Raw genomic sequence first — 23998 nt, 5'->3', positions numbered from 1 at the left:
ACAGAGCGCCTCCCGCTTCCACCAAAGTGCACAGGAGACAAACCATGCAAAGCACAAACCCTTTCCGCCGCCGCCTTGTTCACGCAGCGGCCGCCGCCTGCGCGCTGGCGGCATGCGCCGGCGCCCAAGCCAGTTCCTGGCCGGAGAAGCCGGTTGTCCTTGTCGTTCCCTACAGTGCGGGCGGACCTACCGACGTGGTGGCGCGCCTGCTGGCCATCCCCATGGGGCAGGTGCTGGGCCAGAGCGTGCTGGTGGAAAACACCGTGGGCGCGGGCGGCACCATTGCACCGGCCCGCGTGGCCAAGGCCAAGGCGGACGGCTACACCATCCTCATCCACCACATGGGCATGGCCACGGCACCCGCGCTGTACAAGAAGCTGCCCTATGACCCGCTCAAGGACTTCGAGTACATCGGCCAGGTGCTGGATGTGCCCATGACCCTGTTGTCGCGCAAGGACTTCCCGGCCAGCAACTTCGCCGAGCTGCTGGACTACGTGAGGAAGAACCAGGACAAGGTCTCGCTGGCCAATGCCGGTATCGGTGCCGTGTCCCAGTTGTGCGGCATGCTGTTCATGCACCAGGCGGGCGTCAAGCTCACCACCGTTCCCTACAAGGGCGCGGGCCCTGCCATGAACGACCTCATGGGCGGCCAGGTGGACCTGCTGTGCGACCAGACCACCCAGACCGTGCCCGTGATCAAGGACGGTCAGCGCGCCAAGGTCTTCGGCGTGACCACGCCTCAACGTCTGTCGTCCCTGCCCAGCATTCCGACGCTGGACGAGCAAGGCCTCAAGGGCTTTGATGTCAAGGTCTGGCATGGCATGTATGCGCCCAAGGGCACGCCCAAGGAGGTGGTCATGGCCATCAACAAGGCACTGAACGTGGCCATCAAGGACGAGAACGTCAGAAAGCGCATCGCCGAACTCAGCTCCGACCTGGTCTCGCCTGAGAAGGCCACGCCCGAAGGCCTGCGCACCCATCTGCAGGCCGAAGTGGTGCGTTGGAACAAGGTCATCAAGGCCGCCGGCGTTTCAGCCGAATAAGCCATTCTTCAAGGACATACGCATGCACGATCTGGCGCGACAGGCCACCTCCTTTCTTTTCGTTCCTGCCACGCGACCCGAACGCCTTGGAAAGGCCATGGACAGCGGTGCCGACATGGTGATCGCCGACTGGGAGGATGCCGTGGCACCGGCCGACAAGGAGGGCGCGCGCCAGGCGCTGGCCCAGGCCGTGGAAGCGCTGGAAGGCACGCAGCGCGCACGCCTGCTGGTGCGCATCAACGCCGAAGGCACACCCTGGCATGCCGAGGACCTGCGCGCGCTGACGCAGCTGGTGGAGATGGGCGTGGCCGGCGTCGTGGTCTCCAAGGCCGAGCGTGCCCAGACCCTGCATGCGGTGGCCCGGGCTGCGGGGGCACAGGCGGCCTTGCTGCCCCTGATCGAGAGCGTGGCCGGACTGGACGCTGCGGCTACCCTGGCCGCGGGTCCTCAGGTGGTGCGGCTGGCCTTCGGCCATCTGGACTTCCAGGTCGATGCAGGCATGGCCTGCGGGCTGGAGGAGGAAGAGCTGCTGCCCATGCGCATGGCCCTGGTCCTGGCCTCGCGCCGCGCCGGCATTGGCGCGGTCGTGGACGGCGTGACCGTGGAAACGAGCAACCCCGAACGACTGGCATTGGACGCGGCGCGCGCCAGGCGCATGGGCTTTGGCGGCAAGCTGTGCATTCACCCGGCCCAGGTGCAGCCCCTGCACGCCGTCTTCGACCCCGACCCCGCAGCCGTGGCCCATGCGCAGCGCCTGTGCCAAGCGCTGTCCGAGGCTGGCGGCGGTGTCTGCGTGCTGGACGGCCGCATGGTCGATGCGCCGGTGCTCCACATGGCACAGCAGACGTTGGCTCGTCACGCCCGGGCACAGCAGCGCATGCATCGCAAGGCATAGTCTTATCAGACGTTGCCGGGCGCCGCAGTTTGCTCCAGATTCATGCTGCTTCAAGACACAAAGGAAAGAGCATGAACCAGGCTTTGATATGTGTGGTGACGGGGGCCAGCCGTGGCGTGGGCCGGGGTGTGGCGCTGGCGCTGGGTGCGTCGGGTGCAACCGTCTATGTGACGGGGCGCAGCGTGAAGGAGGGCGACTCGCCGCTGCCCGGCACGGTAGGCAGAACAGCTGCCGATGTGACGGCAGCCGGCGGCCACGGCATTGCCGTGGCCTGTGACCATGGCGATGATGTCCAGGTGGCGGCGCTGTTCGAGCGTGTGCGCCGCGAGCATGGCCGGCTCGACATTCTGGTCAATTGTGCGATTGCGATTCCCGATGCGCTGACCGTTCCCGGCCCCTTCTGGCAAAAGCCGCTGGAGATGACAGGGCTGCTCGATGTGGGTCTGCGTTCCACCTACGTGGCCAGTCATTGCGCGGCCGGCCTGCTGATCGCGGCGCGCGGCCTGGTGGTCAATATCTCGTCGGCAGGCAGCCGCTGCTATATGCATGGGCCGGCTTATGGCGCGGGCAAGGCCGGCACGGACAAGATGAGCTTCGACATGGCCAACGATTTCAGGCCTGCCGGCGTGAGTGTGGTTTCGCTCTGGCCCGGACTGGTCAGGACCGAGCGCTCCGAACGCGTCTGCGCGGCCGAGCCCGACAAGTACGGCGACAGCTTCGACAGCGCCGAAACGCCGCAATTCATAGGTCGGGTGGTACTGGCCTTGCATGGCGATGCCGACTGTCTGGAGCAGCGCTCCGGCGGCGTGTTCTATACGGCCGAGCTGGCCAGCGAGTATGGCGTGCAGGACATCGATGGCGCGCAGCCTGCGTCGCCGCGTGCCTACTTCGGCGCGCCACCGGAGTTCAGCCCAGTGGTGGTCGAATAGGCCGGTGCACTGACTGCACGCAAGAGCAGGGCCGTTGTGGCGACTACACTGCGGCCTTCTTTGCTTTTGCTGTACCCGGTCCGTGTCTGCTTCTGTCTCCCTTTCCCGCCGCTGCTGTCTGCATTTCTCCTTTTCGCTGCCCCTGGCTCTGGGGCTGTCGGCCTGTGCCACGACTACCCCCGAACAAAGCCAGGATGCGCTGATCCAGCGCTTTTACGCGCTGATGGCGGCTGGCGATTTCGACACCTGCATTGCCCTGATCTCGGCACGCAATATTTCCAGGAATCAGCTGGCGAGTTTTGAGCACAAGCTGCGCCGCATGCTGGCTGGCGCCAAGGGAATGATCGACGCCAAGGGCGGTCTGGCCAAGGTGGAAGTGGTGGAAAGAATAGTTTCCGAGGAGGAGCAGGTCATCAAGCTCAGGGTGCTGGTCAGCTATCGTGATGGCAGCACCCGCCGCGAGCGCATCAATCTGTTCCAGGAACAGGGCGTCTGGAAAGTGCAGCTGTGATTTCTCGGCGGCTGGCAATGGCCGCTGTGATGGCGCTGTCGGCCTGCTGTGCTGGCCTGGCTTTTGCAACGCCGCAGCTGCCGCCGCAGGCTGCGCCGGGTGATCTGATCTTTCGCCAGGGTACGGAGAACGTCAGCCAACTGGTGCAGGCCGTGGACGGTGGTGACTTCAGCCATGTGGGCATGCTGGTGGGCCGGCCCGGTCACTGGCAGGTGCTGCATGCCACGCCGTCCGAACGCGAGGGCCAGCCCGATGCCGTGGTGCTGGATTCGCTGGACTTTTTCCTGGGCGTTCAGCGCGCTCAGGCCTTTCGCCTGTATCAGGTCACGGCAGACCCCGGCACGCGTGAGCGGGCCGTGGCCTGGGCCATGGCGCAGCAGGGTAAGCCGTTTCAGCTGCAGGGTTCGGGCCAGGGCGTCTATTGCACCACGCTGGTCTGGCAGGCCTGGCTGCAAAGCGGCGTGGATCTAGAGGTGGTTTTCACCGAAGTGGAACTGCCGATTTTCGGGGGGAGCTACCTGCTGCCCGGCAAGCTGCTGCGCTCATCCCGTTTGCGCCCGCTGACGCCCTTGCTGTCGTTACGCTAGACCAGGGTTTCAGACGCCCAGATATTGCTGGCGTGCCGCCTTGTCGCTCGCCAGCTCGGCCATGCTGGCCGCGTGCACGATCTGGCCTTTTTCCAGCACATAGGCCCGGTCGGCCACGACTTCGGCAAACGGCAGGTTCTGCTCGCTGAGCAAGATGCCTATGCCCTGTGCCTTCAGCTCCAGAATCGTGCGCGCCATCTGCTCGACGATCAGCGGAGCAACCCCCTCGGAGGGCTCGTCCAGCAGCACCAGACAGGGCTGGCCCATCAGCGTGCGGGCCACGCTCAGCATCTGCTGCTCGCCACCGCTCATGCGCCCGCCAAGGCGCTCGGGCATCTCGCCCAGGTTGGGGAACAGCGCAAAAAGCTTTTCGGGCGTCCAGTGCGGCACGGCCTGGCCGTCGGGCCAGAGGCGAGGCTTTTGCTTGCCGACCTCGAGGTTCTCCAGCACCGTCAGCTCGGTGAAGATGCGGCGATCCTCGGGCACATAGCCCAGGCCGCGCTGCGCGATCTGGTGCGAGGCTTTTTTCTCTATCGCCTCTCCCATGAAGCGAATGCTGCCCTCGCGGCGCGGAACCAGGGCGGCAATGCTTTTGAGCGTGGTGGACTTGCCAGCGCCATTGCGACCCATCAGCGCCACGACCTCGCCGCGTCCCACGGCCAGTGATACCTGATGCAGGATATGGGCCGCGCCATACCAGGCATCGAGGTTCTGAACTTCAAGCAATTTGGGGCTCTTGCCCTTATCCATCAAGCGCTGGTTGCTATGCATTTGATTCATTGCTGTTTTTCAAGAACGAGGCCGGTACCGAGGTAGGCCTGCTGTACGCGCGCGTCGTCGCGAATGGCTTGCGGCCTACCTTCGGCCAGCAGCTGGCCGCGCACCAGCACGGCCACACGGTCGGCCTGACCGAAAACCACGTCCATGCTGTGTTCGGTAAACAGCACGCCCATGCGGCGCTGCTGCGCCAGCTGGCGCGTCAGCTGCATCAGGGCCACACGCTCGCCCGGGGCCATGCCGGCCGTGGGTTCGTCCATGAGCAGCAGCAGCGGATCATGGGCCAGCGCCATGGCCAGCTCCACTCGCTTCACATCGCCATAGGCCAGAGCGCTGCAGGGGCGATCGGCCTGAGCCGCCATGCCCACCTGTTCCAGCAGGGCCAGGGCGTCCGCACGCCGGTGGCTGGCGGCACGCGGCCACCAACTGAAGATCCTGCGATCGGCCGACAGCAAGGCCATCTGCACGTTTTCCACCACGCTGAGCGAGGCAAAAGTCTGTGCAATCTGGAAGGTGCGTCCCACGCCCTTGCGCCAGATGGCGCGCGGCGGCAGGCCGGTGATGGAACGGCCGTTAAGCAGCACCTGGCCGCTGTCGGGCGGCAGCTGGCCGCCGACCATATTGAAGGTGGTGCTCTTGCCGGCGCCGTTGGGGCCGATCAGGGCCAGCAGCTCGCCTGCCTGCAGGCTGAATGAGACCTGCTGCACGGCCTTCACGCCGCCAAAGGCCTTGCTGAGGTTCTGTACTTGCAGCAGGTTCATGTCCTGGCTCCTGCTTTGTCCTTGCCGCATACCTTGCCACATGTGCGCGACCACAGCAGTTGTGCATAGCCTGCAATGCCCTGCGGTGCCAGCAGCACCAGAATCAGCATGGTCGCCCCCATCAGCGCGCGCCAGTATTCGGTGTTGCGTGCCACGGTGTCGTGCAGCCAGGTAAAGGCGGCCGCGCCCACCACGGGGCCGGCCAGTGTCTGCACGCCGCCCAGCAGCACCATGACCAGTGCATCCACCGACTTGGTGACAGACATGGTGTCGGGCGCAACGCCGCCCTTGCTGAAGGCAAACAGCGCTCCGGCCAGACCGGCAAACAGCCCGGCGATCACGAATGCCGTCCACTGAATGCGGCGCACGTCGATGCCGATGGCATCGGCCCGCAGAGCCGAGTCGCGCGATGCGCGCAGCGCATAGCCCAGAGGAGAAAACAGCAGGCGGCGCAGCAGATAGATGCCAAGCGCGCAGATGCCCAGAGCCAGCCAGTAGAACGCCGGGCCCTGCGATGCCCAGTCGGGGGGCCAGACGCCGGTCAGGCCGTTGCTGCCGCCCGTGAAGTCATCCCACTGAAAGACGATGGCCCAGCTGATCTGCGCAAACGCCAGCGTCAGCATGGTCAGATAGACGCCCGACAGCCGCACGCAGAACCAGCCATAGAGCAGGGCGCCCGCAGCGGCGGCCAGGGGGCCGAGCAGCAGCGCCGCTTCCATGGGCAGATCCAGCGTACGCACCAGCAGTGCCGCACCGTAGGCACCCAGGCCAAAGTAGGCCGCGTGACCGAAGGAGTGCATGCCGCCAGGCCCGAGTATGAAGTGCAGACTGCTCGCAAACAGCGCGGCGACAAAGATATCGGCCAGCAGCACGGTGGCATAGCTGCCGCCTTCGGCGACACCCGTCGTCAGCGGCAGCAGCACCAGCGCGCTCAGCAAACCCAGCCAGGCGGCCGTTGCGCCGCGCCCCGAGCGGCGCAGAGGTTGTTCAGGCTCGCCCGCGTTGCGAGCCAGCGCCTGTGGCTTGCCCAGCAGGCCCCAGGGCCGCCAGATCAGCACCACGGCCATGACCAGGAACTCCACCACCAGCGTGAGCTTGGAGAACGATAGCTCGAAGCCCGCAATCTCCTGCACGCCCAGCCAGATGCAGACGGCTTTGAGCTCTGCCACCAGCAACGCGGCAATGAAGGCGCCCGGTATGCTGCCCATACCGCCGACCACGACCACCACAAACGCGGCGCCAATGGTGAGCATGTCCATCTCGAGGCTCGCGGGCTCGCGCGGCAGCTGCAGCGCTCCGCCCAGGCCTGCCAGCAGCGTACCCAGTGCGAAGACGGCGGTGAACAGCCAGGCCTGGTTGACGCCCAGGGCGCCCACCATTTCGCGGTCCTGCGTGGCGGCACGCACCAGGGTGCCAAAGCGGGTCCTGGTCAACAAAAGCGTCAGGCCCAGGAGGACGCAGGGACCGACCGCTATCAAGAAAAGATCGTAAGTGGGGAACTGGCGGCCCAGAATCTCCACCGAGCCTTCAAGCCCTGTGGCACGCGGGCCGAACAGTTCCTCGGGGCCCCACAGCCACAGCGCAGCATCCTTGATGACCAGTACCAGCGCAAACGTGGCCAGCAGCTGAAACAGCTCTGGCGCCTTGTAGATGCGACGCAGAAGCAGTGTCTCGGTCAGCGCCCCGAGTGCGCCGCAGGCCAGCGGAGCCAGCAGCAGCGCGGGCCAGAAGCCGATATGGGGCGAGAGCAGGTCCACGCTGCTGTAGGCGATGAAGGCACCCAGCATATAGAACGAGCCATGGGCGAAGTTGATGGTGCGGGTGACACCGAAGATCAGCGACAGCCCGACCGAAACCAGAAACAGCGACGATGCGCTGGCCAGTCCGTTGAGCAACTGGGCCAGCAGGCCGGATGCACTCATGCTGCGTAGCTCCTGAAGCTCGACATAGTGTGTTCAGAGATGAAAAAGCCACCTGCTGCAGTGCAGGTGGCCTGGTATTTTCGCCGAAGCGAAATCAGTTCGCTGTCACGGGGCGCAGCTTCTTCACTTCCTCGTCCGTGGGCTGGTAGTTCTTGCCGTCGGCATAGTGGTAGTTGACCAGCACGCCGCGCCCCAGCTTTTCGTCATAGGCGGTTTTGCCGATATAGGCGCCCATGGTGGACTGGTTGTCCTGTGCCCGGTAGGTGATGGGGCCGAAAGGTGTGGCGACTTCCAGGCCCTTGAAGGCCGCAATCAGTTTCTCGGTGTCGGGGTCGCCCTTGGTCTTGCGCAGGCCCGCAGCAATCGACTGGATGGCGTTGTAGCCCACGATGGTGCCCAGACGCGGGTAGTCCTTGAACTTGGCCTGATAGGCCTTGAGGAAGGCAGCGTGCTCGGGGGTGTTGATGGAATACCAGGGGTAGCCGGTCACGGTCCAGCCGACAGGCGCTTCCTTCTTGAGCGGATCCAGGTATTCGGGTTCTGCCGTCAGCAGACCCACGACTTCACGGCCCTTGAACAGGCCGCGTGTATTGCCTTCGCGCACGAATTTGCCCAGGTCGGTGGCGAACAGCACGTTGAAGATGGCATCGGGCTTGGCGTCAGCAAGCGCCTGCACGACGGAGCCGGCGTCGATCTTGCCCAGCGCAGGTGCCTGCTCGGCCACAAACTCGATATCGGGCTGCTTGGCCTTCATCAGCGTCTTGAAGGTGGCAACCGCGGACTGGCCGTATTCGTAGTTGGGGTAGACGATGGCCCAGCGCTTCTTCTTGAGCTTGAGCGCTTCCTCCACCAGCATGGCGGTCTGCATATAGGTGGAGCCGCGCAGACGGTAGGTGTAGTGATTGCCGTCGGCCCAGACGATCTTGTCGGTCAGCGGCTCGGAGGCGAGGAAGAAGCGCTTTTTCTGCTTGGCGTAATCGGTCAGTGCCAGGCCCACATGCGAGAGAAAACTGCCCGTGAGCACATCGATCTTTTCGCGCGTGTAGAGCTCTTCGGCGGCACGCACGGCATCGCCCGGCGTGGCGTTGTCGTCGCGCACGATGAGCTGCAGCTTCTTGCCGGCAATGCCGCCTGCGGCATTGACCTGTTCAACCGCCAGTTCCATTCCCTTTTTGTAGGGCTCCAGAAACGCGGGTTGAGCCTTGTAGCTGTTGATTTCGCCAATCTTGATCACGCCCTGTGCCCAGGCGGGCAGGGCGGCCAGTGTCAGCAGGGGCAGGGACCAGCGCAGCTGCATTGTCATTCTCCTTGGTGCTAGATGGGCGACCATGGCCTGAGACACAGGGTCGCCGCAATCACTAATGCTCAATTTGAGCATTTATATAGACAAATAAAGCGCTTGTTCAAAGCGCGTGGGGAATGATCCTAGAGCAGCGTTTTCCCTGAGTCAAGAACGGCGGGGCAGTTTTTCGTCGATACCGCGGTATCGGACAGCTTCATTCTGCTTATCACTATTCGATCTCAAGACATTCATGTGTGATTCACCCGTTTCTGTGCAATTGCCGGACAATATAGGTCTTGTCCCGCTTGGCAACCGGCAGCCAACGCGCTAGCAGCTCTGACCTGCAGTGCCCCGCCACCGCCCAGCATTTGCCGCGCAGGTTTTCTGCTTAGAGTTTTTATTTCAGACGAATCATGAGTGCTTTTCTTGAAGAACGCGTGCTGTCCGTCCACCACTGGACCGACCGTCTTTTCTCCTTCACCACCACCCGCGACACATCGCTGCGCTTTTCCAACGGCCACTTCACCATGATCGGCCTGAAGGTGGATGGCAAGAACCTGCTGCGCGCCTACTCCATCGCCAGCCCCAATTACGAAGAGCATCTGGAGTTCCTGTCCATCAAGGTTCCCGAAGGCCCTCTGACTTCCAAGCTGCAGAACATCCAGGTGGGTGACACCATCATCGTGGGCAAGAAGCCCACAGGCACGCTGCTGATCGACTATCTGCTGCCCGGCAAGAATCTGTATCTGATCGGCACGGGCACCGGCCTGGCTCCCTGGCTGGCTGTGGCGCGAGACCCCGAGACCTATGAGCGTTTCGACAACGTGGTCGTGGTGCATGGCGTGCGTCAGGTGCAGGAGCTGGCCTATCAGGAGCTGTTCGAGAAGGAATTGCCCGAGCATGAATTCCTCGGCGATATCGTCAAGGGCAAGCTGCACTACTACCCCACGGTGACACGCGAGCCCTTCCGCAACCAGGGCCGTATCTCGGCCCAGATCAACAACGGCACCTTCCCGCAAAACCTGGGTCTGCCCGATCTGAATCCCGAGACCGATCGCGTCATGCTCTGCGGCAGCCCCGCCATGCTGTCCGAGCTCAAGGAACTGCTGGAAAAGCGAGGCTTCAAGGAAGGCAACACCACCACGCCCGGCGACTTCGTCATTGAGCGTGCATTTGTGGAAAAGTGATTCCACCTCGCCCCGAGCAAAAGGCCTGCATCAGCAGGCCTTTTTACATTGTCGACATGACGCAGATGGTTGCGAGCCCAGGTATGGCAGTCGATCTCGGCGGCTTCATATGTTCTCCCCTGCATTTTCGGGAAGACGCTGCACATCCATGGGTGTGGTGCTGGACGGCTTGCGCGAGACAAACGGGATGCCCAACTGGACCTTGGATTTGCTGCAGGCCTTGGCCGTGGCGGCCGAGAACAGCAGGATGGCCGAGGTGAAATAAAACCACATCAGCACGACCACCAGCGAGCCGGCTGCGCCATAGGCCGATACCACGGCGGCGGTGGACAGATACCAGGCCAGGGCCTGTTTGCCGATGGTGAACAGGGCTGCTCCCGTCAGCGAGCCCAGCAGCAGGTATCTGGTGACGGGTTTGATGCCGGTACCCATGCGCATCAGACCCCAGAACAGCAGCACCGCAATGCAGAAGGACAGGCCCTCGTTGATCAGTCCCATCAGCGGGCCCAGCGGCACAAGCTGCAACTCGTCATTGGCCCATTTGGTGATCATCTGGATGGCGGTCGAAAGCACCATGGACACCAGCAGCAAAAAGCCCAGGCCCACGACATAGCTCAATCCCCACAGACGTGAGATGGCCATGCTCCACCAGGGCTTGTTTTCCTGCGGGCGAGACTCTTCGCCCATGGACCAGAGCTTGTCCAGCGAAGCCTGCAGCTCCACAAATACACCGGTGGCGCCCGAGAGCATCATCACCAGACCGAGTACGGACGCTAGCGAGCCCTGATTGGCATTCTGGGCGCTGGCCAGAGCGCTCTTGACGAGCTGTGCCGCGCGCTCCCCGACCACGCTTTGTATCTGGCTGATCAAGGTGCTTTCCACATAGCTGCGATCCAGCCACCAGCCCAGCAGCCCCACGACGGCCAGCAACAGCGGCGCTAGGCTCAGCATGCCGTAAAACGACATGGCGGCACTCATGCGCAGACCGTCGGCCTGCAGCCAGAGCTGTACGGAGTCGATCAGCGGTTGCAGGGGGTGGGCGAGGCGTCGCAGCTTGTGCTGCCAGCCGGAGGTATCAAAAGCCATGTGTCGAATTCTGGTTGCTGAACCATGGTGGTTTTGTCAGCCTATGTCTGCTGGCAGTGAGTACAGGCAAATATTTTGTAATTTCCGCCTGCATTCTGGCAACTCTGCCATGGTGGTCGATTTCAGCGGTTTCAAGTTTTCATCCTTTATCCGTTGAGCGATGAATGCTCACTTTTTTGAGTTATGAATCCAACTTCGGCGGCTTCTTTAAAGAAAGCGCATCGGGGTTTTCTCTAGTCAACTACGCTTGGCGACTCTCTGTGTGTCGTAGTTCAATCCGGGTTTGCACCAGTCAAAGTGCAACCATTGAACTACAAAAAAATACCATCCCTCTTCAAGAAGGCTGGCAAGACGAGACACATTACATGCAGACTTCCTTTTCCACCGCTTCTCCTGCAGATCGCGTGCTTTGCCCTGTCTTGCGCGAGCGCATCATGACGGCGGACCAGGCCGCCGGCCTGATTCAATCCGGCATGACGCTGGGCATGAGCGGCTTCACACCCGCAGGTGCACCCAAGGCTGTGCCCCAGGCACTGGCACGCCGCATTGAAGAGCGCAACGCCAACGGCGGAAACTTCCGCATCAGTCTGTGGACGGGGGCTTCGACCTCGCCCGAACTCGATGGCGCACTGGCCAAGGTACATGGCATTGAACGCCGTCTGCCCTATCAGTCGGACCCAACAGTGCGCAAGGAGATCAACGAGGGCCGCATGCAGTATGTGGACATCCATCTGTCCCATGTGGCGCAGCATGTGTGGTTCGGCTTCCTTGGTCATCTTGACGTGGCGGTGATCGAGGTTGCGGGAGTCTTGCCAGACGGTCGCCTGATTCCGTCGACCTCGGTGGGCAACAACAAGACCTGGCTGGAGCAGGCCGACAAGATCATTCTCGAGGTCAACAGCGCACAGCCCGCCGAACTCGAAGGCATGCACGATATCTACTACGGCGCGGCCGTGCCGCCAAAGCGCAAGCCCATACCCATGGAGCATCCGTTCGACCGCATCGGCGAGCCCTATCTGCATTGCGATCCGAGCAAGGTGATTGCCGTGGTGCCCACTGCCCAGCGCGACAGGCTGGCGGCATTCACGGCACCCGATGAAGGCTCCATGCGCATTGCCGAGAACATCATCGACTTTTTGCAGCACGAGGTGAAGGCGGGCCGCTTGCCGCCAGAGTTGCTGCCTCTGCAGTCGGGCGTTGGCAATATCGCCAACGCCGTGCTGGCGGGGTTGAACAAGGGCCCGTTCGACCACCTGAATGCTTATACCGAGGTTCTGCAGGACGGCATGCTGGACATGCTGGAGTCGGGCAAGCTAGATACCGCATCGACCACCTCGCTGGCGCTGAGTCCGGCGGCCATGGAGCGCTTTCTGGTCAACATCGACTATTACCGCCAGCGCATTATGCTGCGCCCGCAGGAGATATCGAACCACCCGGAGTTGATCCGCCGCATGGGTTTGATTTCGATGAACGCGCTGATCGAGGCCGATATGTACGGCAACGTCAACAGCACGCATGTCATGGGCTCGTCCATCATGAACGGCATTGGCGGCAGCGGCGACTTTGCACGCAACGCCTATCTGTCCATCTTCATGACGCCATCCACGGCCAAGGACGGCAAGATCAGCTGCATCGTGCCCATGGTCTCCCATGTCGATCACACCGAGCACGACGTGCAGGTCATCGTGACCGAGCAGGGCCTGGCCGATCTGCGCGGCCTGGCTCCGGTGCAGCGCGCGCGTCTGATCATCGAGAAATGCGTGCATCCCGATTACAAGGCGGCGATGAGCGAGTACCTGGAGCGCGCGCTGCGCGATGCACCGGGCAAGCACACGCCACATTTGCTCGACCAGGCTTATGCCTGGCATCAGCGCTATTTGAAGACGGGCTCCATGCAGGCCTGAGGGCGCATGCCCAAACCAGAAACGCTGCCATGGCAGCGTTTCTGGTGATGCTGTCTGCAACCCGGATGGCGGCTTCGCAAAGCGCTCTGGATTTGTAGGCGTTTCAGAGGTGAGGGCGCTGTACGGCTTCAGGTCACCGGGGCCGGGTTGAACAGCACCAGCGCGTTATGCAACTGCCAATGTTCGGCCCAGGTCTTTTTGCGACCGCTGGCGACATCGAGCATCAGCCTGAACATTTCCCAGCCTATGTCTTCGATCGTGGCCTCGCCGTCGGCAATGCGTCCGGCGTTGATATCCATCAGATCGTGCCAGCGTCGCGCCAGATCGCTGCGCGTGGCCACCTTGATCACCGGCACCTGTGCCAGACCGTAAGGCGTGCCGCGGCCCGTGGTGAAGACATGCAGGTTCATTCCCGCCGCCAGTTGCAGCGTGCCGCAGATGAAGTCGCTGGCCGGCGTGGCAGCATAGACCAGACCCTGGCTGATGTCGCGATCGGCCAGCCGCTGGCCCGGCGACAGCACGCCGGTGATGGGGGCCGTGCCGCTCTTGACGATGGAGCCCATGGCCTTCTCGACGATGTTCGACAATCCGCCTTTTTTATTGCCCGGCGTGGTGTTGGCGCTGCGGTCCACGCGGCCCTTGTCGAGATAGGCGTCGTACCAGGCCATTTCCTCGATCATGGCTTCGGCCACCTCGGGGCTTGCGGCGCGCGAGGTGAGCTGGTCGATGCCGTCGCGTACCTCGGTCACCTCGCTGAACATCACGGTGGCGCCCGCGCGCACCAGCAGGTCGGTGCAAAAGCCCACGGCCGGGTTGGCCGTGACGCCGCTGAAGGCGTCGCTGCCCCCGCATTGCACGCCTACCACCAGGGCGCTGGCGGGTACAGTTTCGCGGCGGCGGGCGTCGAGGCGGCGCAGATGCTGCTCGGCCTGGCGCATGATGGAGTCGATCATGGACATAAAGCCCACATGGGCCTCGTCCTGCAGACAGACCACATCGAGTGCTGGTTCGCGCTCGTCGACGATGGGAAAGCTGCCCGGCGGCAGCAGGCGCTCGGGCTGCAGCTTTTCGCAGCCCAGGCTGACCACCATGACCTCACCGCCGAAGTTCGGGTTGCGGCTGATATTGCGCAGCGTGCGCTGCGGGATCTCGGCGCCCACGGCGTCGATGGCCACGCCGCAGCCATAGCTGTGCTCCAGGCCCACCACGTCGTCGACATGGGGGTATTGGGGCAGCAGCTCGGACTTGATGCGGCGCACGGCAAAGTCGAGCACCCCGGCCACGCATTGCACCGTGGTGGTGATGGCCAGGATGTTGCGCGTGCCTACCGTGCCGTCCGCATTGCGGTAGCCCTCGAAGCTATAGCCTGTCAGCGGCTCCAGCACGGGCGGCTTGACGGTGGCGATGGGCAGGCCCTCAAGCGAGCGTGCCTCGGGCATCTGTAGCAAGCGCTCGTGCACCCAGCTGCCGGCGGCAATGGGCTTGAGCGCATAGCCGATGATCACGTTGTAGCGGCGCACCTCGCCGCCCTCGGGAATGTCCACCAGCGCCACCTTGTGCGCCTGCGGCACCTTGTCGAGCAGCGTGAGGCCGGACGGCAGCACGGTGCCCGCAGGCAGGCCGCCGTCATTGGCCACGATGGCCACGTTGTCGGCCGCGTGCATGGTGATGGAAAGCGGTAGTGGGGTACTCATGGCAATGTCTCAATTTCCTAGGTGCCTGTCGCAATCGGAGGGCAGCCCTCGCAAACTTCACGTCCCAACTCAGGAACGCCGAGCAAGAGCCGCCTCGCGGCGAAGGCGTTGTCCCCCTCCGCGAAGCGAGAAGGGGGAAGGCGCGAAGCGCCTCAGGGGGTCATTCAGCCTTTATTCCTGCAGACTTGATCACCTTGGCCCACTTGCTCACCTCGGCCTTCTGGTAGTCGGCCAGCTCGACGGTGCTCATGTTCGACGGCAGCATGCCGAAGTTCTTGAGGCGGGCCTGGACTTCGGGGGTGGCGACGATCTTCAGGATTTCGGCATGCAGGCGGTCCACGATGGGCTTGGGCGTGCCCGCAGGGGCGAAAACGGCCTGCCAGGAGCCCATGTCGAAACCCTTCTCGCCGGCTTCGGCGATCGTCGGTACATCGGGCAGCGATTCCAGGCGCTTGGAGCTGCTCACGGCGATGGGGCGCAGCTTGCCGGACTGGATGTGCGGGCCGACGACCAGGGCAGTGTCGAACATCATGTCCACCTGTCCGCCCATGACATCCTGCACGGCGGGACCGCTGCCCTTGTAGGGCACATGGGTGAACTTCACGCCGGTCTGGTAGGCCAGCAGTTCCAGCGCCATGTGGTTGGAGGTCCCGTTGCCTGGAGAGGCCGAGGTCAGGCCGCCCGACGAGGCCTTGGCCTTGCTGCCGGCCAGCACGTCAGCCAGAGTCTTGTAGGGGCTGGAGGCAGGCACTACCAGCACCAGAGGGCCGGAGCCGAGCATGGCGACGGGCGTGAAGGACTTGACGGGGTCATAGTCCAGCTTGGAGTACAGGCTGACATTGATGGCGTGCGAGCTGATGGTGCCGCCCAGGATGGTGTAGCCGTCGGCCGGGGCGCGTGCCGCCAGGGCCGAGCCCACGCTGCCGCCGGCGCCGCCCTTGTTCTCTATGACCACGGGCGTGCCCAGGGCCTTGCTCAGCGGCTGCGCAATCACGCGCGCCAGGGTGTCGGTATTGCCGCCGGGGGGGAACGGCACCAGATAGGTGATGGGCTTGCCCGTGGGCCAGTTGCCCTGCGCGGCGGCGGGCATGGCGGCCAGGGCCGTGCCCAGCAGCAGGGCGCTGGCGAGGGATTGTTGGATGAGTGTGCGGCGTTGCATGGTGCTTGTCTCCGGGAAGGGTTTGTCGTTGGAATGGCGTGGAAGCGGGTTCAGAAGCGCGGCTGGTGGCCGGTGAACGCGGGGTCGTACTTGCGCATCTGCCCCAGGTCGTCGCGGTTGCGGATGCCGCAATGCAGATAGTTGTCGTGTAGCCGGGCCAGGGCCTCGCGGTCCAGGCTCACGCCCAGGCCGGGCGTGGTGGGCACGCGCAGGCTGCCCTGCTCGAACTGCAGGCGGCCGCCTTCGACGACTTCCTCGTCCTGCCACGGATAGTGGGTGTCGCAGGCATAGGTCAGCAGGGGCACGCTGGCGCACAGATGCGTCATGGCCACCAGACTCACGCCCAGATGGGAGTTGCTGTGCATGGACAGGCCCAGGTCGAAGGTGCGGCACAGCGTGGACAGGCGCTGTGTGGCGCGCAGGCCGCCCCAGTAATGGTGATCGCTGAGTACGATCTTCACGGGGCAGCCCATGTCGGCGTTGCGGCGGAACTCGGCAAAGTCCGTCACTACCATATTCGTGGCCAGGGGCACATCGCACTCGCGTGCCACGGCGGCCATGCCGTCCAAGCCCGGGGCCGGGTCCTCGTAGTACTCGAGCACGCCGCGCAACTGCTGAACGATCTTCAGGCTGGTTTCCACGGTCCAGTTGCCATTCGGGTCGATGCGCAGCGGTGTTCCGGGGAAAGCCTCGGCCAGCGCCAGGATGCCGGCAGCTTCCTGCTCGGGCGGCAGCGTGCCGGCCTTGAGCTTGATGCTCTGGAAACCGTATTGGTCGATCATGCGCCGGGCCTGGGCCACGAGCTGGGCCGGCGTTAGGGCTTCGCCCCAGGCGTCGGGTGCATAGGGCTGGCCCACATGCTCGGCGTATTTGTAGAACAGATAGGCCGAGTAGGGCACGCGGTCGCGTGCGGCTCCGCCCAGCAGGTCGACGATGGGGGCCTGGGCCATCTGGCCCTGCAGGTCCAGCATGGCGACCTCGAAGGCGCTGACCACCTTGGCCACGGTCTTGGAGACATGGGTGCCAGGAGCCAGCGAGACCTGCTGACCCAGAAATTCCGAGGCCGTGAGCTTGGGCGGAGTGACCAGGGCGGCGACACGGGCCTCCATTTCATTGAGGGCCCAGGGCGAGAGCCCGACCAGGGCCGGTGCGGCCTTGGCCAGGGCATCCAGCATGGGTTGGTCGCCATAGCTCTCGTTGATGCCGACCAGACCGGAGGCGGTCTCGATCTCGATGATGGAGCGCAGTGCCCAGGGCTCGTGAATGCCGGCGGCGTTGAGCAGCGGCGGATCACGGAAGGCAATCGGCGTGATGCGGATGTGGCGGATCTGGTGAGAAGTGCTCATCTTGAGATGACTGATGCGGCGCAGGAGCTGCGGGCCGAAGTTGAAATAGAGAGTCTTTGTGGTATGTTGTCGTACAACTGAAAGCCATTATCATCAGGCTCATGAGTACTCAGACATCGGAATTACCCCAATCAAGCCCGTCTTTGCCGCTGACGGAGGGGTACACGCTGCGCAGCAAAACCAGCAAGGGCAGCCGCAGTCTGGCGAATCTGTTGTCCGAGGAGTTCGAGCACAAGATCCGCCAGGGCCTGCTGCATGAGGGGGACAAGCTGCCCACCGAGTCCGAACTCGTGCGCAGCTATGACGTCAGCCGCACCGTGGTGCGCGAAGCCTTGTCCAAATTACAGGCTGCGGGGCTGGTCGAAACCCGCCATGGCATAGGCACGTTTGTGCTGCCCGCGCGTCAGAGCGCAAGCCCCATGCTCAGCGCGCGCGAGCTCAGCGAGTCCGTCGATGTGCTGGCCGTGCTGGAGCTGCGCATCAGTCTGGAGACCGAGGCTGCGGGTCTGGCTGCCCAGCGCCGAAGCGAAGTCCATCTGAAGGTCATGAGCGAGGCTCTGCAGGAGTTCGAGCATCATTTCGCCCTGGGGCACGACACCGTCGAGCATGATCTGGCCTTTCACCTGAGCATCGCGCAGGCCACAGGCAACCGGTATTTCCAGGACATCCTGCAGCATTTCGGAACGCTGCTGATTCCGCGCAATCGCATCGCCTCCATGCATACGCCGGCACGCGATCCCGACTATCTGCGCCGGGTGAACCGCGAGCACGAGGAGATCTATGCCGCCATCGTGCGCCAGGATGCCGATTCGGCACGCGCCGCCATGCGCATCCATCTGACCAATTCGCGGGAGCGTTTGCGCCTGGCCCAGCGCCTGAGTCTGAGCGCAGAGTCCTGATTCCGAAACCCTGGCCTGGGCGGGCGCCAGATGGAAGAGGCACTCCGCAGCAAAGCGCGGCGGACCGCCCGCGGCATGTAGCGACCGCAGTGCGCCGCTGAGCCGAGTACTTGGAAACGCTTCCAAATTTATAGCTTAAAACGATCTTAGGGATTGAGTTTGACGCATATTTCTTGGATGAAAATGACGAAGACCAAAGCCTGGTAGACGGCAGCGACCCGTGCTTACCCTTAGAAAAAATCTCTTGGTGTTCAAAAAAACCTAGTTGTATGATGACTGACCACAACAGGGAGACATTTCACCATGGTCCGACGCACGCACTTTCTGCGCTCTCTACTGGCCCTGGCGGCCGGCGGTTTGCTGTCGTCCACATTGCTGGCTGCCGATGCCTGGCCCAGCAAGCCCATCCGTCTGGTCGTTCCCTATCCGCCCGGCGGCAGCTCCGACATCATTGCGCGCTCCATCGGGCAGCTGATCTCCCAGGAGCTCAAGCAGACCGTGGTGATCGACAACAAGCCCGGCGCCAATGGCAATCTGGGCGCTGAGTTCGTCGCCCGGGCACCGGCCGACGGCTATACCTGGCTGCTCTGCGATCTCGGCGCGCTGGCCATCTCTCCCTCCATCTATACCAAGCTCAGCTTCGATCCTTCCAAGGCGCTGCGCGGTGCAGCCATGCTGGCCTATTCGCCCCATATGCTGGTGGTGCATCCCTCCGTCCAGGCCAGCAATCTCAAGGAGCTGGTGGAGCTGTCCAAGAAGCAGGACCTGAACTTTGCCGTCACCGCATCGGGCAGTGCCCCCCATCTCGCTGGCGTGGAGCTGGCCCGCATCACTGGCGCCAAATGGGTGTACGTGCCCTACAAGGGCGGTGTGCAGTCGGTCCAGGACACGGTGGCAGGCCAGACCCAGGTGCTGATGAACGGCATGCTGGCCACCTATCCGCATGTGCAAAGCGGCAAGCTCAAGCTGCTGGGCATTTCCAAGAACACCCGCATGCCGCTGATCGCCGATGTGCCGACGCTGGCGGAGCAGGGCGCACAGGGTTTTGCCTCGGGCACCTGGCAGGGCGTGGTGCTGCCCGCCAAGACGCCTGAAGCCGTGGTGCAGCGTGTGAACCAGGTGCTGCTCGCTGCCATCCGCTCCACCGAGGTCCGCTCCCGACTGACCGGCCAGGGTGCCGAGGTCGTCACGATGACGCCCGCCGAAACCGACAAATTCTTCAACGCCGAGCGCGCGCGCTGGCGCGCCGTGGTGCAAGCCGCCCAACTGCAGCTGGACTGAGCTGCCAGATCTTTTTTTGCTCTCCTCTTTTCAAGGATTACCATGACACCCCAAGACCTCAAAGACGTGATGAGTTCCGGCCTGCTGTCCTTCCCCGTGACGGACTTCGATGCCCAGGGCAACTTCAATGCCAGGGGCTATGCCGCGCGCCTTGAATGGCTGGCTCCCTACGGCGCCAGTGCCCTGTTCGCTGCCGGTGGCACGGGCGAATACTTCTCGCTGTATGGCGAGGAATACGGCCAGATCATCAAGACCGCCGTGGATACCTGCCGCGGCAAGGTGCCCATCATCGCCGGCGCCGGCGGCCCCACCCGCAACGCCATCGCCCATGCCCAGGAGGCCGAACGATTGGGCGCCCACGGTATTCTGCTGATGCCTCATTACCTGACCGAAGCCGGCCAGGAAGGCCTGATCGCCCATGTGGAGCAGGTCTGCAAGAGCGTGAAGTTCGGCGTCATCGTCTACAACCGCGACCGTTCGCGTTTCACGCCCGAATCCCTGGCCATCCTGGCCGAGCGCTGCCCCAACCTGGTGGGCTTCAAGGACGGCCTGGGCAATATCGAGACCATGTCCTCCATCTTCATGAAGATGGGTGATCGCTTCGCCTATCTGGGCGGACTGCCCACGGCCGAGGTCTATGCGGCCGCCTACAAGGCTCTGGGTACGCCCGTCTACTCCTCTGCCGTCTTCAATTTCATCCCCAGGACGGCGATGCAGTTCTACGAGGCCGTGCGCAGCGATGACCAGGCCACACAGCACAAGCTGCTCAAGGAATTCTTCATGCCCTACCTGAAGATCCGCAACCGTGTCGAAGGCTATGGCGTGAGCATCATCAAGGCCGGCGCCAAGCTGGTCGGCCACGATGCCGGTCCCGTGCGCGCTCCCCTGACCGACCTCAAGCCTGCCGAGATGGAAGAACTCAAGGTCCTGATCGACAAGCTCGGCCCGCAATAAGACCCGATGCAGGGGCCAGGCCAAGAACCGGGCCCTGCGTCTTCAGGAGACAAGGCATGAAAAAAATACTGATCACGCTGGGTGCCACCCTGGCCCTGGCCGCCCAGGCGGCCAGCAGCTTTCCCGACAAGCCCGTCAACATCATCGTGCCCTTCCCGGCCGGTGGCTCCACCGACACCGTGGCGCGTGCCCTAGCCCTGAGCATGGGCGAGCAACTGGGCAAGCCCTTTGTCGTGGAAAACCGTCCTGGAGCCACGGGCACCATCGGTGCGGGAGCCGTCAAGCGCGCCGCGGCCGATGGCTACACCCTGCTGGTGGCTTCGCTGGGCCCTTTCGTGGTGACCCCTCATATGGTGAAGAACGTGCCCTATGACGCCGGCAAGGATTTCGACTACATCACCATTCCCGTGCAGGCGCCCAATGTGCTTGTCGCCAGCCCGACGCAAAAGGCCCGCAGCGTGAGCGAGGTGATCGCCGCGCTCAAGGCCAATCCCGGCAAGATCAGTTTTGCCAGCTCCGGCAATGGTTCCTCGGACCACTTGTCGGCCGAGCTGTTCTGGCAGCAAACGGGTACCGAAGCCGTGCATGTGCCTTACAAGGGCGGAGCACCGGCCATCACCGATCTGCTGGGTGGTCAGGTGGATTTCTCGTTCCAGAACGTCAACGCCGTGCTGTCCCATCTGCGTAGCGGCAAGCTGCGCGCCATTGCCGTGACCGGAACCCAGCGTTCGCCCGTGCTGCCCGATGTGCCCACACTGGCCGAGTCCGGCGTCAAGGGGGCCGAGGTCTATTCGTGGCAAGGCATGGCCGCTCCCAAGGGCCTGCCGGTCGATGTGAAGGCCAGATTGTCCAAGGCCGCGATTGCCGCCGTTCAGCAGCCCGACATCCGCAAGCGCTTTGTGGAACAAGGGCTGGAAATCGTGGGCAACACGCCCGAAGAATTCACGCGCTTTCAGGCACAGGAGAACGAGCGCTGGAAGCAACTGATCCATACCCGCAAGATCACCGCAGATTGAGCTAGAAACAACGGGACGGCCCCCAGGCCGTTTCCCGCAGGCCAGCCACCACGCAGGCCCTTTTCACCGGGGCTTTCAGTCCCCGCAAGTTCCAAGGATTTCAAGGCATGGCGACCATCCGACCACGCGTTCTTCAATACGGCCAGATGCCACTGGCCCAACTCGACGCCGAACTGGCTCAGGCCTATGACGTACATATCCTTTCTCAGGAAGCCGATCCCGACCGTTTCCTGGCCGAGCATGGAGCGCAGTTCGAATACCTGGTCACCTCGGCCGCCATGGGCCTGCCCGCCCATGTGGTCGACGCTCTGCCAAAGCTCAAGTTCGTGAGCAGCTTCGGCGTGGGCTTCGATGCCCTGGACAAGGATGCCCTGCTGCGCCGCGGCGCGCGTGTGGGCTACACGCCCGGCGTGCTCGACGACTGTGTGGCCGACCTGGCCTTTGCCCTGCTGCTGGACGCTACACGCGGCCTCAGCGAATCCGACCGTTTCGTGCGCCGCGGCGACTGGAGCCGGGGCCGCTTTGGCATCCGCACCCGCGCCAGCGGCAAGCGTCTGGGCATCTTCGGCATGGGCCGCATCGGCAGCACCGTGGCGCGCCGCGCCTCGGGCTTCGACATGGAAGTGGCCTACCACAACCGCCGCCCCGTCGAAGGCTCGTCCTACCAGTACCTGCCCTCGCTGCTGGAGCTGGCGCGCTGGGCCGACATCCTGGTCATCACCGCCGCCGGCGGTGAAGGCACGCGCCACCTGGTGAATGCCGAAGTGCTGGCCGCGCTGGGCCCGCAGGGCTTCCTGGTCAACGTGGCCCGCGGCAGCGTGGTCGACGAGGTCGCCCTGGCCGATGCCCTGGAGAACAAGCGCATCGCCGGTGCGGGCCTCGACGTATTCGAGGACGAGCCCCGCCCCCTGCCGGCCCTGCTGGCCCTGGACAACGTGGTGCTGGCACCCCATATCGCCAGCGGCACCCACGAAACCCGCCGTGCCATGGCCGACCTGGTGCTGCTGAATCTGCAGCAGTTCATCGCCACGGGCCGCCCAGCGGCCGAGGTGCCTTGGTCCGCCGCGCAGTGATGTCCCTTTCCCTCCGAGTCTGTTGAAGAGTCTTCCCATGTCCACTACCCCGACCATCACCGCCATCGAAGTCATTCCCGTCGCCGGCCGCGACGGCATGCTCATGAACCTCAGCGGCGCGCATGCGCCCTACTTCACGCGCAACATCGTGCTGGTGCACGACAGCGCGGGCCGTACCGGGGTGGGCGAGGTGCCGGGCGGCGAAGGCATTCGCCAGGCGCTGGAGGACAGCAAGCAGGCGTTGATCGGCCGCTCCATCGGCCAGCACCTGCAGCTGCTGCAAGAGCTGCAGAAATCCCTGGAAGGCCGCGACACCGGCGGCCGCGGCTTGCAGACCTTTGACCTGCGCATCGGCGTGCACGCGGTCACGGCCATCGAATCCGCCCTGCTGGACCTGCTGGGCCAGCACCTGGGCGTGCCCGTGGCCGCACTGCTGGGCGAAGGCCAGCAGCGCGATCGCGTGGAAATGCTGGGCTACCTGTTCTTCGTGGGCCCCAGCGACAAGACCGGCCTGGACTACGTCAAGCCCGGCGAAGACAAGCTGGGCACGGACGACTGGACCCAGGTGCGCCACATGACGGCCATGACGCCCGAGGCCATCGTGCGCCAGGCCGAAGCGGCCTACGCACGCTACGGCTTCAACGACTTCAAGCTCAAGGGCGGCGTGCTGGCCGGCGAGCAGGAAGTCGAAGCCGTGACCGCGCTGGCCAAGCGTTTCCCCGAGGCACGCGTCACCCTGGACCCCAACGGCGGCTGGCTGCTCAAGGACGCCATCCGCCTGATGCGCGATATGCGCGGCGTGCTGGCCTATGCCGAAGACCCCTGCGGCGCCGAAGGCGGTTTCTCGGGCCGCGAGGTCATGGCTGAATTTCGCCGCGCCACCGGCCTGCCAACGGCCACCAACATGGTCGCCACCGACTGGCGCCAGATGGTGCATGCCCTGTCGCTGCAGTCCGTGGACATCCCGCTGGCCGACCCCCATTTCTGGACCATGGCCGGCTCGGTGCGCGTGGGCCAGACCTGCCGCGACTGGGACCTGACCTGGGGCTCGCACTCCAACAACCATTTCGACATCTCGCTGGCCATGTTCACCCATGTGGCCGCCGCGGTGCCCGGTAAGGTCACGGCCATCGATACACACTGGATCTGGCAGGACGGCCAGTACCTCACGCAGCAACCCCTGCAGATCAAGGGCGGTTTTGTGGAGGTGCCCAAGACCCCCGGCCTGGGTGTGACCGTGGACCGCGAGGCGCTCAAGCGCGCCAATGCCCTGTATCTGGAGCACGGCCTGGGCGCGCGTGACGACGCCATTGCCATGCAGCACCTGATCCCCGGCTGGAAGTTCGACAACAAGCGCCCCTGCATGGTGAGGTAATGCCTCCCCCCTGCGGCGCTGCGCGCCTTCCCCCCAGGGGGACGACGCCATCGCTACGGGGCGGCGCGGCCGGCCAGGCCCTTGCTCGGCGTCTCTGGCCTGGGCCGCGCCCTGATTTGCACGACGCTTGCTTCGCGTTCCTCTTTTTCTTACGGAGAACTCCATGTCCCGCTACGACAATCTCATCAATGGCCAGTGGACGGCTGCTGACAGTTATTCCCCCAACACCAATCCCAGCGATCTGTCCGATCTGATCGGCGCGTACGCCCAGGGCGGAGCATCCGATGTGCAGACCGCCGTGGCTGCTGCCGCTGCCG

The 23998-nt window shown here is 63.9% G+C and carries 21 protein-coding genes; 13 read left to right on the top strand and 8 right to left on the bottom strand.

What is annotated here, in order from left to right:
• The first annotated feature begins 44 nt into the window (after positions 1-44).
• The 5 genes from EIC84_RS11490 (at position 45) to EIC84_RS11470 (ending at position 3965) form a co-directional block, all read left to right on the top strand.
• A complete protein-coding gene (locus EIC84_RS11490; RefSeq protein ID WP_003070447.1) occupies positions 45-1043 on the top strand; it encodes a tripartite tricarboxylate transporter substrate binding protein BugD in 999 nt (332 codons plus the stop codon).
• Between the two features lie 22 nt (positions 1044-1065).
• The gene (locus EIC84_RS11485) at positions 1066-1938 is read left to right on the top strand and encodes a CoA ester lyase (RefSeq protein ID WP_003070446.1); all 873 of its coding nucleotides are present in this window, start codon (positions 1066-1068) and stop codon (positions 1936-1938) included.
• A 71-nt stretch (positions 1939-2009) separates the two neighbouring features.
• Entirely contained in the window at positions 2010-2867 is an 858-nt protein-coding gene (locus EIC84_RS11480) for an SDR family NAD(P)-dependent oxidoreductase (protein ID WP_003070445.1), read from the top strand.
• A gap of 82 nt (positions 2868-2949) precedes the next feature.
• Positions 2950-3378: a DUF4878 domain-containing protein gene (locus EIC84_RS11475; RefSeq protein WP_003070444.1), complete on the top strand. Its 429-nt coding sequence runs from the start codon at positions 2950-2952 to the stop codon at positions 3376-3378.
• A 17-nt stretch (positions 3379-3395) separates the two neighbouring features.
• Complete coding sequence (locus EIC84_RS11470; protein ID WP_231879762.1) at positions 3396-3965, top strand: YiiX/YebB-like N1pC/P60 family cysteine hydrolase; 570 nt, start codon at positions 3396-3398, stop codon at positions 3963-3965.
• A gap of 9 nt (positions 3966-3974) precedes the next feature.
• On the opposite strand, the gene EIC84_RS11465 is transcribed toward EIC84_RS11470, so the two are convergent.
• The 4 genes from EIC84_RS11465 to EIC84_RS11450 form a co-directional block, all read right to left on the bottom strand.
• Positions 3975-4745, bottom strand: a complete 771-nt coding sequence (locus EIC84_RS11465) for an ABC transporter ATP-binding protein (RefSeq protein ID WP_003070442.1) — start codon at positions 4743-4745, stop codon at positions 3975-3977.
• Positions 4742-5503, bottom strand: coding sequence for an ABC transporter ATP-binding protein (locus EIC84_RS11460; RefSeq protein WP_003070441.1), 762 nt, complete (start codon positions 5501-5503; stop codon positions 4742-4744). The genes EIC84_RS11465 and EIC84_RS11460 overlap by 4 nt, the downstream gene beginning before the upstream one ends.
• The gene (locus EIC84_RS11455) at positions 5500-7425 is read right to left on the bottom strand and encodes an ABC transporter permease (protein ID WP_003070440.1); all 1926 of its coding nucleotides are present in this window, start codon (positions 7423-7425) and stop codon (positions 5500-5502) included. The genes EIC84_RS11460 and EIC84_RS11455 overlap by 4 nt, the downstream gene beginning before the upstream one ends.
• A gap of 94 nt (positions 7426-7519) precedes the next feature.
• The gene (locus EIC84_RS11450; protein WP_003070439.1) at positions 7520-8722 is read right to left on the bottom strand and encodes an ABC transporter substrate-binding protein; all 1203 of its coding nucleotides are present in this window, start codon (positions 8720-8722) and stop codon (positions 7520-7522) included.
• Positions 8723-9120: 398 nt separating this feature from the next.
• Here EIC84_RS11450 and EIC84_RS11445 point away from each other — a divergent pair, with 398 nt between their 5' ends.
• Positions 9121-9894: a ferredoxin--NADP reductase gene (locus tag EIC84_RS11445; RefSeq protein WP_003059561.1), complete on the top strand. Its 774-nt coding sequence runs from the start codon at positions 9121-9123 to the stop codon at positions 9892-9894.
• A gap of 105 nt (positions 9895-9999) precedes the next feature.
• Here EIC84_RS11445 and EIC84_RS11440 read toward each other — a convergent pair whose 3' ends face one another.
• Positions 10000-10980: a YihY/virulence factor BrkB family protein gene (locus EIC84_RS11440; protein ID WP_003070438.1), complete on the bottom strand. Its 981-nt coding sequence runs from the start codon at positions 10978-10980 to the stop codon at positions 10000-10002.
• Positions 10981-11345: 365 nt separating this feature from the next.
• On the opposite strand from EIC84_RS11440, the gene EIC84_RS11435 reads away from it, so the two are divergent.
• Positions 11346-12884 carry an acetyl-CoA hydrolase/transferase family protein gene (locus EIC84_RS11435; protein WP_003070437.1) on the top strand — a complete coding sequence of 513 codons (1539 nt, stop codon included), beginning with the start codon at positions 11346-11348 and terminating at the stop codon, positions 12882-12884.
• Positions 12885-13012: 128 nt separating this feature from the next.
• Here EIC84_RS11435 and garD read toward each other — a convergent pair whose 3' ends face one another.
• The 3 genes from garD to EIC84_RS11420 form a co-directional block, all read right to left on the bottom strand.
• Positions 13013-14578 carry a galactarate dehydratase gene (gene garD / locus EIC84_RS11430; protein WP_003070436.1) on the bottom strand — a complete coding sequence of 522 codons (1566 nt, stop codon included), beginning with the start codon at positions 14576-14578 and terminating at the stop codon, positions 13013-13015.
• Positions 14579-14738: 160 nt separating this feature from the next.
• Complete coding sequence (locus EIC84_RS11425) at positions 14739-15737, bottom strand: tripartite tricarboxylate transporter substrate binding protein (RefSeq protein ID WP_003070435.1); 999 nt, start codon at positions 15735-15737, stop codon at positions 14739-14741.
• Between the two features lie 50 nt (positions 15738-15787).
• A complete protein-coding gene (locus EIC84_RS11420; RefSeq protein ID WP_003070434.1) occupies positions 15788-17083 on the bottom strand; it encodes a glucarate dehydratase family protein in 1296 nt (431 codons plus the stop codon).
• Between the two features lie 101 nt (positions 17084-17184).
• Here EIC84_RS11420 and EIC84_RS11415 point away from each other — a divergent pair, with 101 nt between their 5' ends.
• The 6 genes from EIC84_RS11415 (at position 17185) to EIC84_RS11390 (ending at position 23681) form a co-directional block, all read left to right on the top strand.
• Entirely contained in the window at positions 17185-17982 is a 798-nt protein-coding gene (locus EIC84_RS11415) for a FadR/GntR family transcriptional regulator (RefSeq protein ID WP_034363367.1), read from the top strand.
• Between the two features lie 303 nt (positions 17983-18285).
• On the top strand, positions 18286-19263 hold the full coding sequence (locus tag EIC84_RS11410; RefSeq protein WP_003070432.1) for a tripartite tricarboxylate transporter substrate binding protein: 978 nt from the start codon (positions 18286-18288) through the stop codon (positions 19261-19263).
• 42 nt (positions 19264-19305) lie between these two features.
• Positions 19306-20217, top strand: coding sequence for a 5-dehydro-4-deoxyglucarate dehydratase (gene kdgD / locus EIC84_RS11405; RefSeq protein WP_003070431.1), 912 nt, complete (start codon positions 19306-19308; stop codon positions 20215-20217).
• A 56-nt stretch (positions 20218-20273) separates the two neighbouring features.
• Complete coding sequence (locus EIC84_RS11400) at positions 20274-21233, top strand: tripartite tricarboxylate transporter substrate binding protein (protein ID WP_003070430.1); 960 nt, start codon at positions 20274-20276, stop codon at positions 21231-21233.
• Between the two features lie 107 nt (positions 21234-21340).
• A complete protein-coding gene (locus EIC84_RS11395; protein WP_003070429.1) occupies positions 21341-22306 on the top strand; it encodes a 2-hydroxyacid dehydrogenase in 966 nt (321 codons plus the stop codon).
• 37 nt (positions 22307-22343) lie between these two features.
• Positions 22344-23681, top strand: a complete 1338-nt coding sequence (locus EIC84_RS11390; RefSeq protein WP_003070428.1) for an enolase C-terminal domain-like protein — start codon at positions 22344-22346, stop codon at positions 23679-23681.
• Positions 23682-23998: the final 317 nt, after the last annotated feature.

The sequence above is a fragment of the Comamonas sp. A23 genome, from assembly GCF_004522605.1.
GTDB classification, from domain to species: Bacteria; Pseudomonadota; Gammaproteobacteria; order Burkholderiales; family Burkholderiaceae_C; genus Comamonas; species Comamonas thiooxydans.
This window is presented reverse-complemented; position numbering and strand designations above follow the sequence as displayed.